Raw genomic sequence first — 17,217 nt, forward strand, 5'->3', positions numbered from 1 at the left:
TTACTTTACTCGTCGCCCGGTGATGAACGGCGGCTACTTACCACCATTTCAAGGTCACTCTTCACAGTGTCTGGACGTTTTAACTGAGTATCAATTTTCAGTGCCATTTTTTCTTTCTGTCTACCAAGTTTAACTCGGTAACTAGGTAAATCTTCTACATATAACATAGCAGTTTCAGGCATCTCAACCGGGATAATATCACCTGCTTTAAGATCCATTAACTGACGCAGCGTTACGTCAGTTTCTAACAATTTGGTATGTAAACCCACTGGCACATCCATGATTTCATCACTTAGTGCTGAGCTCCAACGCTGGTCAGTGTCTTGTTTATCACTTTGCACACCCGCATCTAAAAGCTCTCGAATCGGTTCCAACATTGAATACGGCATAGATATATGGAAGTCGCCACCGCCGCCATCCAGCTCAATATGAAATGAGCTAACAACAATCACTTCGGTGGGACTCACGATATTGGCCATTGCAGGGTTTACTTCTGAGTCCAAATAATCGAAGCCAACGTCCATTACTGGCGCCCAAGCTTCTACATAGTCTTCAAAAATAATTTTAAGCAGCATTTGAATAATGCGGCGCTCGGTAGGTGTAAACTCGCGGCCTTCAATTTTGGCATGATAACGCCCATCTCCACCGAAGAAGTTCTCTACCAAAATGAACACCAAACGTGCTTCCATGGTTACTAAAGCAGTACCTTTTAAAGGTCGAAAACGAACCATGTTTAAACTGGTAGGAACAAATAGCGTGTGAACGTATTCGCCAAACTTAATCATTTGCACGCCATTAATAGATACTTCCGCTGTGCGGCGCATCATATTAAATAGGCTAATTCGCATATGCCTAGCAAATCGTTCATTAACCAACTCAAGAGTTGGCATTCGTCCACGAACGATTCGATCTTGAGAAGAGAAGTCAAACTCCACCACACTGCCAGACATTTCTGGCTCTATGATGTCCTCTTCTATGTCATCAACACCATGTAATAGCGCATCGATCTCGTCTTGGCTTAATAAATCGCTCACGTTGGTCCTTTATTGCATTACAAAGCCGGTGAATAGGATTTTTTCTACCACTACTTTACCGGTTATCTCTTTTAATGCTTTTTGTGTCTCAGTTAACGAATTCTCGCGAATTTTGTCTTTGCCTTCTTGAGTTGATAAGTCTTCTACGGTTGCAGAGCTAAATACACTCAATAAGGTCCCTTCAATCAATGGAATATGAAGCTTGGCGGCTTCTTCATTGGCAGTACCACGAACCAATAATTGTACTTTAATTTGTACTAAGCGATCTCGGTGGTCGCCCACAATATTAAATACGAATGGTCTAGGCATACCTACATATAAGGCTGTATGAGTAACTGAAGACGTTGCTTCCTCTGCTGGTTCTGCTGCAGCTGGGGCTTCATCTGAGTCGCCGCCCATTAACAAAAAGCCAACCACACCACCAATCACCAATACGGCTACAATAGCGATGATGATAATTAGCTTCTTTTTACTGCTACCTTCACCATCTTCTACTTTTAATTCTGATTCTTCAGCCATCTACGTTCCCATGAAATTATCGCTAAACTGCTTTTATTATTACATAGTTAAGAGGCGCTTCAACAGCATCTCATAGAAATAAACTAGGCATAAAAGTCAATGCCATCACTGTTTGCATGATTCGCCAGCAATGCGCTCATGTCTTGCTCAGTAGTATCATCAACCAGTTCGCCGTTGGTCGATTGTCCACCAGCCGTTGTTTGGCCTCCACCTTGTTGAGAAGCGCTGCCTTGATTTTGTTGGCTAACCTGATTTTGCCCCAGTTCGATTCCCTGTTGCTGCAGCATTTCTCGTAAACGTGGCATTGTTTGTTCCAAAGCTTCACGCGCTTGCGGATTTTGTACTTGAATTTGTACCGAGACTTGTTGGTCTTGATTCATTTGCAAGCGAATTTGCATGCTTCCTAGCTCAGCAGGGTCTAAACGAATTTCGGCCTTTTGCATGCCCTGGCTCAACATGTATTGTACTCGTTGGTTTAACTCAGCTGGCGCTTGGTATTGCGCAGGATTTAAACGTTCATTGAACTGCGTTGCTTTGTCATTAACTTGCTGAGCTTGTTTTAGTACAGCTTCATTACTTCCCTGCTCTGCCCGAGCCACCACGTCGGCGCCCGAAGCAGCTCTAAAAATACTGTGGTGCTCTTGTGGTCGAGTAGCTTCAGCTTGGCTAGGTAATCCTTGTTGTTGGGTCTGTGACGATTGCTGTTCCTTATGCTCGGAGCCATTCTCACTGCTCGAATGCTTGCTACTCGCAGCAGCAATATTTGCGCTGGCAAGTTTATCGCTTTGCTGGGCAATATCTGCAGCGCTAACTTTACTGTTAACGGTAGTATTTGTGCCTTGCTGAACAACGACGCCAGCTTTAGGCTCGTCACTTACTTTACTAGTTTGCTGAGCTGCCACAGCTTCGCCGCTTAATTTAGCATTCAGCTCTTTCGCCTTCGCTTCCTCTTGGTCTAAATGAGATTTAGCCGTTGAATGATTAGCTTGAGCTTCACCTTGCAGTTTTGAGCGGTTTTGCTCTGCTAAAGATAAAGGTGTTTCTGATGTTTTGTCTTGAACGACGTTTAGGGGTTTATCCCCGAAAGCTTTCTCTTGTGTAGCATTAAAGGATTTATCCACGGGAGCTTTTTCTGTTTTGCTAGAAACTGCGGCCTCGGACTCTTTAGTCTTAGACGCTTTCTTTTCATCACTTTGACTAACAGTAGCATCAACTTTGTCTAATGGCGCTTTTTCATTAGCGCTTGAAGTCAAACGCTCACCCTCTTTAGCACTTAAGGTTTTGTTATGCTCACCCGCTAAAGTTGGAGCATTTTCTTTGGTAATTCGCTCATTGCTTGAGTCAAGCTTTTGGTCTTTATCAGCAACTTTTTTGGGGTCCACAGTTTCACCAGCTAGCTGTTGTTTATTGCTGCTTTGTTCCTGGCCAGCGGTGGTTTTATCAGTTGTTTCTGACTTAGTAGAGTTCAGGCCTTCTACTGCGGCTTCTTTTGAATTAGCTGTTTGAGCATTTTGTGAACCAGCAGTTGCTGCGATATCTACTTTAACGGGTTTAGCTGCAGCATCTTTCCCATCGCTGACCTGGCTACTGTCTTTAGCATCGCTCGAATGCGCTTTGCTTGCTTCTGCTTGAGTAGGCGGCAACTCTCTGCCGCTTTGTGCTGGTTGATTAACTAGCGTTTGCTTATCGGCAGCTAGCTTTTCGTCACTAACTGCTGTTTTCTCTTGTTTTGGGGCAAGATCACTATCAACAAACGACTGTTTTTGTTGGTTTTTACTAAGAGCTTCAGTGTCAACGAACTCGTCCTTACTAGACTCTTCAGCGATACTAATATCTTTACTATTATAGGATTTACTACCGTTAACTAGCTCTGTCTCAGCAGTTTTTTTAGATTCACCTTGGTTTTTATCTATACCATCGGCTGCTTGCTTGGCATTATCCAACTGTTTTAATAAATCACTAGGGCTTTGAGCTTTACCAGCTTCAGCATCGTCACTTGCGTTATTTTTCGAGCCGGAAAGCTGCTTTTCAATCGCTTGCTTTACTGGGCTATCAGCTTTCGGGAGATTTTCTAACTCTTTGACTAGTTTGGCAAAATCGTCACTTTTTTCAGAGGGACTAAGCGCTGCATTTCCTAGTGAAGAAAACTGTTTGGCATCGGCTGTGTCGGTTAACAGTAATTCCATATATTTGCTTACCCTTGCAATAAAAATATTTGTTTCGCGGCCCAAATATTGAAGGCGCGCTAGCATTATCTAAAATTCAAAGCATTAAACGTGCCGATTAGCTCGCTTGACCTCGAAGATGTGCATATAGCGCATATTCATCTAATAGTTTTTGCTCTTCACGTGCTTGTTTATGCTGTTTTTGTTTTACTTGTTTATCAATCAGCAATTCCATAGCTTTGCGCTTTGCTTGCACATCTAGCCATTGCTTGCGCTTCAACAACACGTTCTTTTTCACCTGTTCAATGCTTTTCCCCTGCTGAACGCTGGCTTGTTCAAGCTTTTGAATAAACAATTGATATTGATGAAAGCTGTCCGCATAAAAACCGTCAACTCCCTTGGCTAAAGCTTGCTCAAGATAGGAACGTCGGTAGTCTTCGAGATGTGCAAGTTGTGCTTCAAATTCGCTAAGTTGCTGTTGTGCTTCAGCCATGTCTCGGGCGGCGTCTTGCTCTTGTTCTTGCAAACGTTCCACCATTAAATATAAAGCTCGCCTTGCCATGCCCATCTCCTACTAAGCTAAACCTTAGTTGCTTATAATGGGCCTTGCGCGTTGATGTTAGCCATTTGCATGGTGCGTTCCATCCGCGTCAGACTTTCGTCATAAGCTACTACTTCTTTCATCTCTTGCTGCAAGAACTGGTCCATGTGCGGCTTCATAGCGATGGCTAAATCAATGCGTTTATCTGCGCCGCGTTGGTAGGCGCCAATAGCAATAAGGTCTTGGTTTTGCTGGTAAGAAGCATTCAGCGATTTTAGCTGGCGAGCCAGTTGCTGATGCCCTTCACTTGTCACCGCAGGCATTACCCGACTGATTGACTTTTCGATATCAACCGCGGGGTAATGGCCAGAGTCAGCTAACTCGCGCGACAATACTATATGTCCGTCAAGAATAGCTCGGGCAGCATCGGCAATCGGATCTTGTAAATCATCACCTTCAGTAAGCACGGTAAAAAAGGCGGTGATAGAACCTTGCCCTTCTCCGCCATTGCCAGCGCGCTCCACTAAACGAGGTAGCTTGGCAAAAACCGATGGTGGATAACCCTTGGTCGCTGGAGGCTCACCAATGGCTAATGCTATTTCACGCTGGGCTTGGGCGTAGCGGGTTAAAGAGTCCATTAGCAGCAAAACATTTAAGCCTTGATCGCGGAAGTACTCGGCAATGGTTAAAGTAGTGTCACAGCCCTTCAAGCGCATAAGCGGTGAAGCATCGGCAGGCGCAGCCACCACAACCGCCCGCTGGCGGCCTTCTTCACCTAATATCTCATCAATAAACTCTTTTACTTCTCGGCCACGTTCACCAATCAGACCTACAACAACGACATCAGCAGTAGTTCCTCGCGTCATCATGCCCATGAGTACACTTTTACCCACACCAGAGCCGGCAAATAGGCCCATTCGCTGACCCTGACCTACGGTAAGTACCGAATTAATCGAACGAACCCCAACATCCAATGGTTGTTTAATTGGCTTTCTTGCCATGGGGTTTAAACGCGCGGAGCTAAGGTTAGTGGTTTGCTTGCAATTAATATCACCCAATCCATCGAGTGGTTTGCCTACGCCGTCAATTACCCGGCCAAGTAACTCCATACCTACTGGAATACCGTGGTGTTCATGCATTGGAATAACCCGTGCGCCAGGCAGCACCCCGGTAAGCTGTTCACTGGGCATGAGGAAAAGCTTATCGCCAGAAAAACCCACTACTTCAGCTTCTAAAAAACCGTCAAGCGTTTCTACTGAGCAAAGTGAGCCTACTGGCGCGCGACAGCCAACGGCTTCTAAAGTGAGGCCAACCACCCGAGTCAATTTACCCGCAACCGTTGGTGCGTTGCGAACATGCTCAGTGTTATAAGCTTTAAGTCGTTGGCTCAGCGTCATCGTCTTGACCATTTTGGCGAATAAAAGACTGTAGGCTTTGTTTAATCACTTCATTCATATCCACAGATACCGAAGAAAGATCGTTTTCAATTAAACAGTCACCTTGCGTTAGGCTACCATCTGCTAATAATTGCCAGTTTTTCTTTTCTTGCGTTTCTGGAGGAAACACAGCTTGAATCACCGCCATGTCTTCTGGGTGTAGATGAATGCGAATATGTTGTTTTTGCAAAGGCAGCGCAGCTACTGCTTGCTTAACGGTTTTGGCGATTATGCTCGGGTTAGTCACCAGCTCCACTTGAACAATCTCTGCCGCAAGTTTTGTGGCTAGCTCTACCACTTGTTGCTCAACCTCTTCATCAATCTGTTTATTGGGCTGATGAAGCTGGTCGATAAGCCCTTGCCAACGGCTGCTTAACTGATCAATTTGTTGCTGCCCTTCGCTTAAACCTTGGCTTAAGCCCTCTTGATGGCCTTGTGCCTTACCTTGTTCCAAGCCTTCTTCGTGGCCGGTTAGCAAACCTTCTTTATGACCTTCCGCTTTACCTTCAGCTTTGCCCTCTTCATAGGCAGACTGTCGAAGCGCTTCAAGCTCCTCAATAGTCATCGGCTCAAATTGAATTTCAGGCTCTTCTTCAACGGGCTCTTCGTTGAACCACGCTGGCTTCATATTAAATACGTTGCTAGTAGGCTCTTCTTCAACATGGTGGGGATCGGTGAAGTCAGGGAGAGGCCACGCTATATCGTCTTCTGGCTCAGAGTCAGCCTGTTCATTACTTGGCTGTTCATTGGCTGGCTGGTCAGCTGCTATATTTTGCTGTTCTGCTGCATCGGCTAACATCGCGTCAATCGCTGCTTGTTCGTCGCTTACATCGCTACTTTGCTCTTCTGCTGCTGGCGCTTCACTGGCTGGTGAAGCGTCATTTTGCTCTAAAAGCGCAGCTATCTCATCTTCATCCATCATCTGGCTGGATGCTTCAATTGGAGCGTCTTGCGTGAGATCTTCGCTCTCTTGTTCTGGCGTTTTATCTTGGTCGCTCATGTTTATAAGAACTCATCTCCACCGCCGCCGCCAATCATAATTTCACCGGCTTCTGAGAGGCGTCGAGCAATCGACAGAATTTCTTTCTGGGCAGTTTCAACTTCACTAACCTTGATTGGTCCCATGGCTTCAAGGTCATCTTTAAGCATTTCTGCGGCACGTTTAGACATGTTATTGAAGATCTTGTCTTTCAGTGAATCGTCGGCACCTTTAAGTGCTTTTTGCAGTAACTCGCCCGGAACATCACGCAACAAGGTTTGAATACCACGGTCGTCGATATCCACCAAGTTCTCGAATACAAACATGAGATCTTGAATTTGTTGCGCCATCTCTTCGTCGCTTTCGCGAATAGAGTCCATCAACATGCCTTCCATGTTGGTATCTAAGAAGTTCATGATGTTTGCTGCAGCTTTCAGGCCGCCCATCTTGGCAGCTTGCGCACCAGCTTGACCAGCAAACTGTTTCTCCATAATTTCGTTCAATTCGGTTAGTGCCGCAGGCTGAACTTCTTCAAGATTGGCAATACGCATCATTAAGTCTAAGCGCACTTTATCTTGGAATTGCGACATGATTTCAGCAGATTGCTCAGCTTCTAAGTAAGACAAAACAATGGTTTGGATTTGCGGGTGTTCGTTTTGAATGATGTTAGCCACCTGGCGAGCATCCATCCATTTCAAGGAATCAAGACCTTTAGCGCCGCTACCCATGATGATTTGGTCAACTAGGCTAGACGCGCGATCTTCACCCAATGCCGCGGTTAAGGCATTACGTACGAAGTCTTGACTACCAATACCAATATTGGTGTATTTTTGGATATCATCAATAAACAAACGATGAACCGCAACCACTCGGTCGTGAGAAAAGTCTTCTAATGATGCCATTGCCATACCTAAACGCTGAACCTGCTTTGGCTCAAGGTGGCGGAAAATGGTAGCGGCATCGTCTTCATTGAGGCTCAGCATCAAAATCGCTGCGCGCTCAATACCACTCATATCACCGAGGACTTCCTCTGGATTTACTTCATCTTCATTTGGCATCGTTAATTACCCAATCTTTAATCACCATCGCCGCTAGGTCTGGCTCATTAGCTACTAGCGCACGTACCGCTTTTAGCATGTCTTCATCTTTATGTAAGTCTGGCAGTTTAAGCTGTCCATCGCGAATACCAAAGTCTACCTCAGTATTATCTGCCGAGATAAGCTGTAAATCATCGTCATTTTCGTAAGCAGCTAATGCTGCATCTAAATCAGTTTCGGCCTGCTCATCTTCTTCACCGCTAGATAGAATGCGATTCAGCATTGGGCGAACCACAGCAACAATCAATACAATTAATACCAGTACGCTGCCTGCTATCCGCATCGCTCGCCAGAACCACGCTTGTTCCCAAACCGGTAAATCAGCTTCAGTGAAAATTTCAGGGCGAGAGAACGGTACACTTACCACTTCTAAGGTATCGCCGCGGCTTAAGTTAAAACCTACACCACCTTGCAATAAACGACGAATGCTGGCTATTTGTTCAGCCGAGCGCGGCTCGCGGGTTGTTTCGCCACTGTCAGAAACTTGACTGTTGTAATCCAAAGCCACCGATACACTCAAGCGTCTCAAGGTTCCCACTTGAGAGCGAGTATGGCTGATGGTGGTATCTAGCTCATAGTTACGGGTAGATTCTTTATGGCTGCTGCCTGATTGAACTTGGTTGTTGGCAGCTCCTGCTTGCTCTGGAATTTCTGCTGGCAGTGGAGGTTGATTAGTTAACGCACCAGGGATGCCAATAGCGCCGGCACCAACGTTGTTATCTTCGATGGTGTATTCACTGCGCACAGCAGGCAAATCTGGATTAAAGCGTTTTTGAGTTTGTTCAACGGCAGTAAAATCAAGTGTTACATCTACTTCAGCTGTGTAGTTGCCCACGCCCACGATTGGGATCATGATGGCGTCAATTTTGTCTTTATATTCTTCTTCGCGCTTACGCTCCATCTCAAATTCTTTGCGAGTGCGTGAAGATAGCGGGTCTTGGCTACCCGAGTTTAATAAGCGGCCGTTTTGGTCGGTCACCGTAACGCGAGTAGGCACTAAGCCTTGAACTGCGGAGGCAACAATATCGACGATGGAGTCAATTTCTTCCTGCTTAAGGCCATTTCCGCCACGCAAGTTAACCACCACGGTAGCTGATGGCTTTTGCTCACGGCGGGCAAATACGTTGCTTTTAGGAATGGCTAGCAGCACTTGCGCCTTGTTCACCGATTTCATTTGCTCGATGGCGGTAGCTAACTGGCGCTCGCGGCTAAGCTTTAGTCGCTCGCCTTCTAAGCGTTGGCTCACACCAAAACCCATGTCATTTAGCAGGATTTGCTCACCGGCAGGCGCTGCTTCGGTAAGCCCAGAGCGGCGTAGCTTGAGTTTAATATCTTGATATTGCTCGGCATTCACTAATACAGTGTTGCCTTCAATAGTGTAAGGAATTTTTTGGGCGTCTAAGAAGTCGAGCGTCTCCACCAACTCGCTAGTGTTCATATTACCCAGCGGGCGCATCTCGGGCTCTTTAGCCCACATCAATAGGAAGACAGCCATTGCCAAACAAATAGCCAAAGCCAAAATCATGATGATTTGACGCAGCACGTCACCGTTGCTTAAAAATGATAAGGCAGAGCTTTGCTGCTCGGTAGCCTCTAAGCTATCACCTTCGCTATCTGAACCTAGTAGTGCCGGTTCTTGACTCATTGCGTTACTTCCTTCGCTAGCCACAATATTCTCCTAGCCACATTAAACCGGCATGGACATGATTTCTTTATAAGCATCAACTAGCTTATTTCTTACTTGAACCGTTGCATCAAAGGCGATGCTAGATTTTTGAGCGGCAATCATTACATCACCAATGCCTACACTGCGATCGCCTAAATCAAAGCGGGTTCGCAAGTCATTGGCATTAGATTGCAAGCCATTAACATTATTTATCGCGTCTTTTAGCAGGTTACCAAAATCGCTGTTTACCGAAGAGGTCGTTAACTGGCTGCTTGGCGTAGCAATGTCGTTGGCGATGCCGCCTGTTTTCATTTCGCCAGCCATTGATTGCAGTTCGCTAAATAGGTTTGCCGAATCTACTCTCATGATTTCCCTCTACCGCCAGATAAATGGCATTGTTCTTAAGATATACAGGGAAAAGCAAAAGCCGCGCCAAGATTAATTAACAACTAATCGAAGGTTCTCTTTTGTAGATGTTTTAGGCAGATAGTTCTTCACAAAGTCCGCCTCTGGCTGAGGCCTCGCAAAGAAATAGCCTTGCGCTTGCTCACAACCCATTACCGAAGCAAGGTTGGCTTGAACTTGAGTTTCAATACCCTCGATGAGAACTTGATACTTCATACTGCGGGCGATCATCACCATCGCTTTAACAATGTGTTGATCCGATAGATTATCTTCTAAGCCGCTAACAAAGGCGCGGTCGATTTTAAGTACTGTTACTGGCAAATGCTTAAGGTAAGCCATTGAAGAATAACCGGTACCAAAGTCGTCAATGGCAATACCAAAGCCTGCATCACGCATCCGCTGAATACTGGCTTTAGCTTCTGTTGGTTGTTCCATCATCGCCGACTCGGTGATCTCTATACAGATACGCTGTGGATTAACCTGCCACTGCTTGGCATAGTTGATCGCAATTTTCTCTGCATGACCCAGCGACACTGTGGCAGCAGAAAAGTTTACCGATAACTTAAAGCCTTCAGGTAGTTGGCTAGAGAAGCGCGCCATAAAGCGCATAGCATTTTGGAACACCCACTTATCTAGCTGCAGTACCAAACCGGTTTCTTCGGCAACCGGTACAAACTCATCGGGTGAGATGGCTCCGTCTTCGGTAAACCAACGCAACAATACTTCGGCACCAATCACTTTATTGGTTTTTAAACAGTATTGCGGCTGAAAGAATAAATCTAATTCGTTATTGCCAATAGCGCGACGCAACTTAGATTCTAAGGTGAGTTTTACTAAACCAGCTTGGCTTAAATCCGGTCGGTAACGGCAAACACTTACACCCGTTTTAACCGCGTGATTTAACGCGGTAAAGGTATTAGCTAACAAAGTATCGCTATGCAAGGCTTCACGCCTTGGATGGTAACTGCAGTAACCCACATGACAGCGAGTCAGCAATTGAAGTTGTTCTAAACGCAACCAACCGCGACAGCTTTGCACAATTTGCTTAGCGATTTCGATGACTTCTTTGTCTTTATTCACATTTGGCACAACCACTACAAAGTAATGGTGATACCAGTAGGCTAATTGTGCTTCAGGGTAATGCTTACGTAGGCTTTTTTGTACGCGCTTGGCATAGGCTTCTTTAGTGACTTCGCCTAAGCGCTGACCGAAGTTTTCAAATACTTCATTTTGCCTTGGGAAATCAAACATTAATACCGATAACGGGGTTGCATCATCTAACCAGTTGGTCAGTAAGCGGGTAATATGGCGACGATTAGGCAAGCTAGTTACTTCATCATGGTTTTTCCAATAATCAAGTTGCTCGCGCAGCTGTAAGGTTTTGTTATTGGCTTTTTTAAGATGCTGCCTTACTAATACAAAGGCGGAGGTCACTATCGAAAGCAACAACGATACACCGAGAAGCCACCAGTAAGAAAACTGCCCTGTTTGGCCGCTATTGGCCGCGTAAGCCTGCCAGCGTCGATAAGTCTGTTCGCTATAATCGGCCTCAAAAGACAGAATGCCGCGGTTCATTAAATCCACTAAAGGCTGCCAATCTTCTCGAATAGCAAAGCGGTGCAGCACGCCATGTTCAAGCTGAAACGCTTGCTGTAAGCGCCATTGAGGATGGGCACGTAAGTTAGCGGCCACTTCATCACTGCCCGCAAACAAAGCAACACTTTGCTGCTCCACCACCGATTGCAAGGCTTCAACCAAGCTTGCATAGACGATGATGTTTACATCGGGGTATTTGCTTAATAAGGCTTCGTGAGCACTACTCCCTGCAACCGTTGCTACGTTCTTACCAGCTAATTGTTTCATATTAGCGAAACGCGCTTGCTCTAGCGGATGAAATAACGCTAGTGGTTGAACCCAAGTGGTTAAGGTGTAATGAACAAAAGGGCTAAGACGGCGGTGCGAACTGGCGCTGCTAAGCATGTCCACTTGGCCATGTTGTAAGGCCATTATCGCATCGGTGATATTTGGATAAGCGGTGTACTTGAGTTTTAAACGGGTTTGAAAAGCCAGCTGATTTAGCGCTTCTACCGCGTAGCCTTGAGGAGTACCAGCCTGATCAATAGTCTCCAGCGGCAAACGGTCTGCCACAACAGCAACCCTGATTTCTGGATTATCTTCGAGCCATTGATATTCACTCGCATTGACTATATAGGCGTTCGCGCCTAACGACCAACAACAACCTACCACTAGCAACGTTAAGAATCTAACGAGGCACAACCGCAAACTATTTAGCTCCTAAAAAAACGCTCTGACCTGGCATTCGTTGCACCAAGTTCATAGTCCTGACAGCATACCAAAAAGCTAAGAAAAATAGTTGACCTGAGTGCAACTTAATTCACTAAAACTTAGTTTATTAAGCTCTTGAGTCACAATTTTCAAGAAAGTAAGCAAAATCATATATTGAGCTAGCTCAATTTTGCCCAATCAACGACTGATATTGCTCACTCCAAAGCAGCGCTTGAAGATTTAACTGCTCTACTTGGGTGTAGTCCATGCGCAGTTGTTCAGCTAAACGCTCAGTTTTATACCAGTGCCCTTCCTCATAAGATTTAATGGTCAGTAACATGGCTCTCAACATCGACGGCTGCTCTGAACACAAGGCGTCACGAATGTCCTGATCGAGCGGTAAGCTATACAGAACGTCTGTTAGAGGTTTATCTAAAATGGCATCAAGCAAGGAAAACAATCCACATAGAAACGCCGTTTCTTGCATGCTCGGTGATTTGCGCATCGCCACTAGTTCACAGAATCTAGCCCGATGCACCGACATACGCACCAGCTCGCGCGGCTTGTGGCTTACAGTCATGGCATTGGCTAATAATGCCACTAACTTTCGCAACTGATTATTGCCGATATACACCACGGCTTGCTTAATTGACGCGATGTCTTTGACAATTGGCAAACTTCCAGAATTAACAAAACGCAGTAGCTTGTAGGTTAATCCCGTATCACGTTCAAAATAGCGCACTACTTCATTAATGTTTACGTCTTCACGAGTAGCGGCATAGAACAAACGGGATATCATCAAATAGCTAGCATCAATGTCTTTCGCCACTTGCATTTCAGGCTGACAAAAGTAGTAACCTTGAAAGAAGTTAAAGCCCATTTCTTTCGCTTGTTGATATTCCGCTTGCGTTTCTACCTTTTCGGCCAATAATTTGATGTTTTTACGTGATTTTACGGCCCTAAATAGCGGTTCTAGTTGATCAAACGGCGTACGCTGTATATCAACCTTTATAAGCCGAACAAACTTTAAGTAAGGCTCCCATTCAGGCCGATAAACGAAGTCGTCAAAAGCTAGCCTATAACCACGATGAAACAAGGACTGACAACGCTTATATAGCTTCTCGCTGGGTTTGACATCTTCTAAAATTTCTATCACTACCTGCTTATTGGGTAGCAACTTTATCATTTCAGAATGAAGGCTTTCTTCAGGGAAATTGATTAAGGCTGGTTTGCCTTGAGTGATCGCATTCAAGCCGTCATTTAGCTGAGTGCGGATAATCAGCTTGGAGGTCGCTTCATGTGGATCAATGTCGGGAAAGACATTGTCTGGTCCATCCCTAAAAAGTAGCTCATAGGCTACTACCCGCTGCCGGCGATCGAGGATCGCCTGCCGCGCAGTATAAACATTCATAGTCCAGTTACCGTTTCTGCCGTACTTTATGATGTGGCTTTTTGCCTTTATATTAATAAGCTCAAACTTTTTGCTTGAGCCAAAGTACGGACGTAAAAAAAGAGTCACAAAAGTGACTCTTTTAAGACTAACTAAGTTACCAACACATTTCGATAGTTTTATTCGCTAAGTTGCTGCAAGCGCTCAAAATAATCAGGAAATGTTTTAGAAGTACACTTTGGATCGTTAATTGTTACTGGTGTATCGCTTAAGGCAACCAAAGAAAAACACATTGCCATGCGGTGGTCGTCGTAGGTATCAATCGCTGCGTGCTTCAAACTCGCCGGTGGAGTCACTTCGATAAAGTCGTGCCCTTCAGTTACTGTTGCACCCACTTTTTTAAGCTCGGTGGCCATAGCAGCTAGTCGGTCGGTTTCTTTTACTCGCCAGTTATAAACATTGCGAATGGCGGTAGTGCCTTTGGCAAACAGTGCAGTGGTAGCTATAGTCATCGCTGCATCAGGGATGTGGTTCATGTCCATATCTACTGCGCTTAGCTCACCGCTACGAGCGATAATGTAATCGTCGCCCCACTCTATATCGGCGCCCATTGCAGCCAATACATCAGCAAATAATACGTCGCCCTGCATAGACTTTTTGCCTACGCCAGTCACTTTTACTTCACCGCCTTTAATTGCACCAGCGGCAAGGAAGTAAGAAGCCGAAGACGCATCACCTTCAACTAAAAACTCGCCAGCTCCTTGATAGGTTTGCTGACCTTTAACGATAAAACGTTGGTAGTTATCGTTTTCAACTTCAACACCGAAGGCAGCCATCATCTTAAGAGTGATATCAATATAAGGCTTTGATACTAGCTCACCAACAATACTAATTTCTGTGTCTTGTTGGGCATACGGTGCAGCCATTAAAAAGGCCGTTAAGAACTGACTAGATACAGAACCGTCGATGTCGACCTTACCGCCAGCTAAGCCAGTGCCTTTAATACTTAAAGGAGGGTAGTTTTCATTCTTTAGGTAAGTGACGTCGGCTCCCACTTGGCGTAAGGCATCGACTAAGGCGCCAATTGGGCGCTCTTCCATGCGCGGTTCACCGGTTAAGGTAAACTCACCTTGGCTCAAACATAAGGCGGCACACAAAGGACGCATTGCCGTTCCAGCATTGCCTAAGAATAATTCTTCGGCTTGAGCGACCTTAAAAGCTCTGCCTAAACCAGTCACTGTGCAGCGACTACGATCTTCAGAAAGCTGATAATCTACACCAAGCTTTTTAAGTGCATTTAGCATGTGGCGAATGTCGTCGCTGTCGAGCAGGTTACTTAATACGGTTTCGCCTTCAGCCAGTGCTGCTAATAACAATGCACGATTTGATACGCTTTTTGAGCCAGGTAAATTAATTTCACCGTTGATACGAGAAATAGGCTGTAAAGTTAATTGTTCCATGAATCGAAATCTCTACTTAATTTGAGCCAATTAGCTGGCTTAAAGCTTTAATAAAAGTTTGGTTTTCTTGTTCGGTACCGATGCTTACACGCAGATAACCAGGCATCTGATATGGGCCCACCGGCCTAACTATCACGCCTTTATGGAGTAACTGCTGATAAAGCTCTTGAGCATCGCCACTTGGCGCTAAAAAGCTAATAAAATTCCCTTTTGAAGGAATATAGCTAATAGCATTTTGCTCAAAAAACTCGCTTAACAGCTGCAAACCTTGCTGATTCAACGCGATACTTTGCTGTAAATATTGCTGATCTTTTAGTGCAGCCACTGCCGCCACCAAGCTAAGGCTATTCACGTTAAACGGCTGACGCAAGCGGTTTAGTAAATCTGCAATCTCTGGGCTAGAAATAGCGTAACCAACTCGCAAGCCAGCTAAACCATAAGCCTTAGAAAAGGTGCGAGTAATCACTAGGTTGCTAAACTGCGCTAACCAGCTTGTTGAAGGAGCCTGCTCGTCTTCAGACAAATACTCGTAATAAGCCTCGTCTAAAACCACCACCACATTTTCTGGCACCTTTTGCATAAAGCCATATAGTGCATCACTGCTAAGAAAAGTACCTGTTGGGTTATTCGGATTAGCGATAAACACCAAACGGGTCTTATCAGTAATCGCTTCGGCCATGGCATCTAAATCGTGCCCCCAGTCTTTGGCTGGAACAACTACCGCTTTTGCGCCTATTGCTTGCGTCACAATTGGGTAAACAACAAAAGCATGTTGTGAGAACACTACTTCATGCTCGCTACTCACAAATACTCTAGCAATTAAATCCAATACATCATTTGAGCCATTGCCTAAGGTAAATTGCTCAGCAGCCAAACTGTATTTATCAGCCAGCGCTTGTTTTAAATAAAAGCCATTTGAATCTGGATAACGAGTTAGTTCACTGGTGGCTTTTTCAATTGCGGCCAAGGCCAGTGGGCTCATGCCCAGAGGGTTTTCGTTAGAGGCGAGCTTAACAATGTTACTAATGCCCAACTCACGTTCTAGCTCGTCGGTTGGTTTACCTGCTTGATAAGGGTGTAAACCTTGTATGCCTTGATTGGCTAAAGCATGAAAATCACACGTCATGAAAATTCCTTAGCGATTGCGCTGGGCAAAGTCAGCCATAAAGTCTACTAAGGCTTGCACGCCTTCAATTGGCATTGCATTGTAAATGCTTGCACGCATACCACCAACAATTCGGTGACCTTTTAAAGTCACCAATCCAGCGGCTGCAGACTCGGCTAAAAAGGCGGCATCCAGCTCGCTATTCGCTAACTGAAAAGGCACATTCATTTTAGAACGGTTTTCAGGAGCAACGTTATTTTGGTAGAAATCACTACTATCAATATATGAGTAAAGTAACTCGGCTTTAGCTGCATTTTTCTCAGCCATTGCAGTTAATCCACCCTGTTGCTTTAACCATTTAAACACCAAGCCAGCTAAATACCATGAATAGGTAGGCGGGGTATTAAACATGGAATCACTGCCCGCTAATAAGCTGTAGTTGAAGATATTTGGTGTTAATGGGTGAGCGTTATCGAGTAAATCGTCACGCACAATAGCAATCGCTAAACCCGAAGGGCCAATATTCTTTTGCGCGCCAGCGTAAATTAAACCGAACTTACTCACATCAATAGGTTGCGACAAAATCGTTGAAGAGAAGTCGCCGACTAATACCATGTCTCCCACATCGGGGATTTCATCAATGGCAATGCCCTCGATGGTTTCATTTGGACAGTAATGAACATAAGCGGCGTCTTTATCTAATTGCCACTCAGCGCTTGGCTTTACGCTGATTTGTCCTTGCTCATTGCTACTTAGCGCGTCAAATACACTCGCTTGGGCGTGCTTTTCACCCTCAGCTACTGCACCTTTAGACCACTGGCCAGTAGTGATAAAACTAATCGACTTTTTATCACCTAATAGGTTTAGCGGCGCAGCAGCAAATTGACCACGTCCACCACCTTGGCAAAACAGCACTTTGTAGTTATCTGGAATATTTAATAAATCGCGGAGATCTTGCTCGGCCTCGGCGGCCATAGCGATATATTCTTTACCACGGTGACTAACTTCCATCACCGATACACCTAGACCTTGCCAGTTACAAAACTCGGCTTGCGCCTGCTTCATTACCGCTTCAGGTAACATCGCAGGACCAGCACAAAAGTTATAGATTTTGTCCATGCTAAATCTCTTACT

General features: G+C 45.2%; 14 protein-coding genes. All 14 read right to left on the reverse strand.

From position 1 onward, the window contains the following. Positions 1-5: 5 nt before the first annotated feature. The 14 genes from fliM to serC all read right to left on the reverse strand — a co-directional run bounded on the left by fliM (position 6) and on the right by serC (position 17,202). The gene (gene fliM, locus LQZ07_RS16390) at positions 6-1,034 is read right to left on the reverse strand and encodes a flagellar motor switch protein FliM (RefSeq protein ID WP_016401708.1); all 1,029 of its coding nucleotides are present in this window, start codon (positions 1,032-1,034) and stop codon (positions 6-8) included. Positions 1,035-1,043: 9 nt separating this feature from the next. After that, on the reverse strand, positions 1,044-1,553 hold the full coding sequence (fliL, locus tag LQZ07_RS16395; protein ID WP_016401709.1) for a flagellar basal body-associated protein FliL: 510 nt from the start codon (positions 1,551-1,553) through the stop codon (positions 1,044-1,046). A gap of 83 nt (positions 1,554-1,636) precedes the next feature. Then, on the reverse strand, positions 1,637-3,739 hold the full coding sequence (locus LQZ07_RS16400; protein ID WP_194164095.1) for a flagellar hook-length control protein FliK: 2,103 nt from the start codon (positions 3,737-3,739) through the stop codon (positions 1,637-1,639). Positions 3,740-3,836: 97 nt separating this feature from the next. After that, entirely contained in the window at positions 3,837-4,280 is a 444-nt protein-coding gene (gene fliJ / locus LQZ07_RS16405; protein ID WP_194164096.1) for a flagellar export protein FliJ, read from the reverse strand. A gap of 32 nt (positions 4,281-4,312) precedes the next feature. Beyond that, positions 4,313-5,656: a flagellar protein export ATPase FliI gene (gene fliI, locus LQZ07_RS16410; RefSeq protein ID WP_152781326.1), complete on the reverse strand. Its 1,344-nt coding sequence runs from the start codon at positions 5,654-5,656 to the stop codon at positions 4,313-4,315. Further along, positions 5,634-6,695 carry a flagellar assembly protein FliH gene (gene fliH / locus LQZ07_RS16415; protein WP_152781328.1) on the reverse strand — a complete coding sequence of 354 codons (1,062 nt, stop codon included), beginning with the start codon at positions 6,693-6,695 and terminating at the stop codon, positions 5,634-5,636. The genes fliI and fliH overlap by 23 nt, the downstream gene beginning before the upstream one ends. A gap of 2 nt (positions 6,696-6,697) precedes the next feature. Further along, a complete protein-coding gene (gene fliG, locus LQZ07_RS16420) occupies positions 6,698-7,732 on the reverse strand; it encodes a flagellar motor switch protein FliG (protein WP_040307146.1) in 1,035 nt (344 codons plus the stop codon). Further along, complete coding sequence (fliF, locus tag LQZ07_RS16425) at positions 7,722-9,416, reverse strand: flagellar basal-body MS-ring/collar protein FliF (RefSeq protein ID WP_152781330.1); 1,695 nt, start codon at positions 9,414-9,416, stop codon at positions 7,722-7,724. The genes fliG and fliF overlap by 11 nt, the downstream gene beginning before the upstream one ends. Before the next feature lie 42 nt (positions 9,417-9,458). Further along, positions 9,459-9,803, reverse strand: coding sequence for a flagellar hook-basal body complex protein FliE (gene fliE / locus LQZ07_RS16430; RefSeq protein ID WP_152781332.1), 345 nt, complete (start codon positions 9,801-9,803; stop codon positions 9,459-9,461). Positions 9,804-9,875: 72 nt separating this feature from the next. After that, entirely contained in the window at positions 9,876-12,089 is a 2,214-nt protein-coding gene (locus LQZ07_RS16435; protein ID WP_256471332.1) for a bifunctional diguanylate cyclase/phosphodiesterase, read from the reverse strand. Positions 12,090-12,312: 223 nt separating this feature from the next. Next, on the reverse strand, positions 12,313-13,539 hold the full coding sequence (locus LQZ07_RS16440) for an EAL and HDOD domain-containing protein (RefSeq protein ID WP_152781336.1): 1,227 nt from the start codon (positions 13,537-13,539) through the stop codon (positions 12,313-12,315). 158 nt (positions 13,540-13,697) lie between these two features. After that, the gene (gene aroA, locus LQZ07_RS16445) at positions 13,698-14,978 is read right to left on the reverse strand and encodes a 3-phosphoshikimate 1-carboxyvinyltransferase (protein ID WP_152781338.1); all 1,281 of its coding nucleotides are present in this window, start codon (positions 14,976-14,978) and stop codon (positions 13,698-13,700) included. A gap of 16 nt (positions 14,979-14,994) precedes the next feature. Beyond that, positions 14,995-16,104 carry a histidinol-phosphate transaminase gene (gene hisC, locus LQZ07_RS16450; RefSeq protein ID WP_152781340.1) on the reverse strand — a complete coding sequence of 370 codons (1,110 nt, stop codon included), beginning with the start codon at positions 16,102-16,104 and terminating at the stop codon, positions 14,995-14,997. 9 nt (positions 16,105-16,113) lie between these two features. Then, positions 16,114-17,202, reverse strand: a complete 1,089-nt coding sequence (gene serC / locus LQZ07_RS16455; RefSeq protein ID WP_152781342.1) for a 3-phosphoserine/phosphohydroxythreonine transaminase — start codon at positions 17,200-17,202, stop codon at positions 16,114-16,116. Positions 17,203-17,217: the final 15 nt, after the last annotated feature.

This window comes from Agarivorans sp. B2Z047, assembly GCF_023373605.1.
Taxonomy (GTDB): Bacteria; Pseudomonadota; Gammaproteobacteria; order Enterobacterales; family Celerinatantimonadaceae; genus Agarivorans; species Agarivorans albus.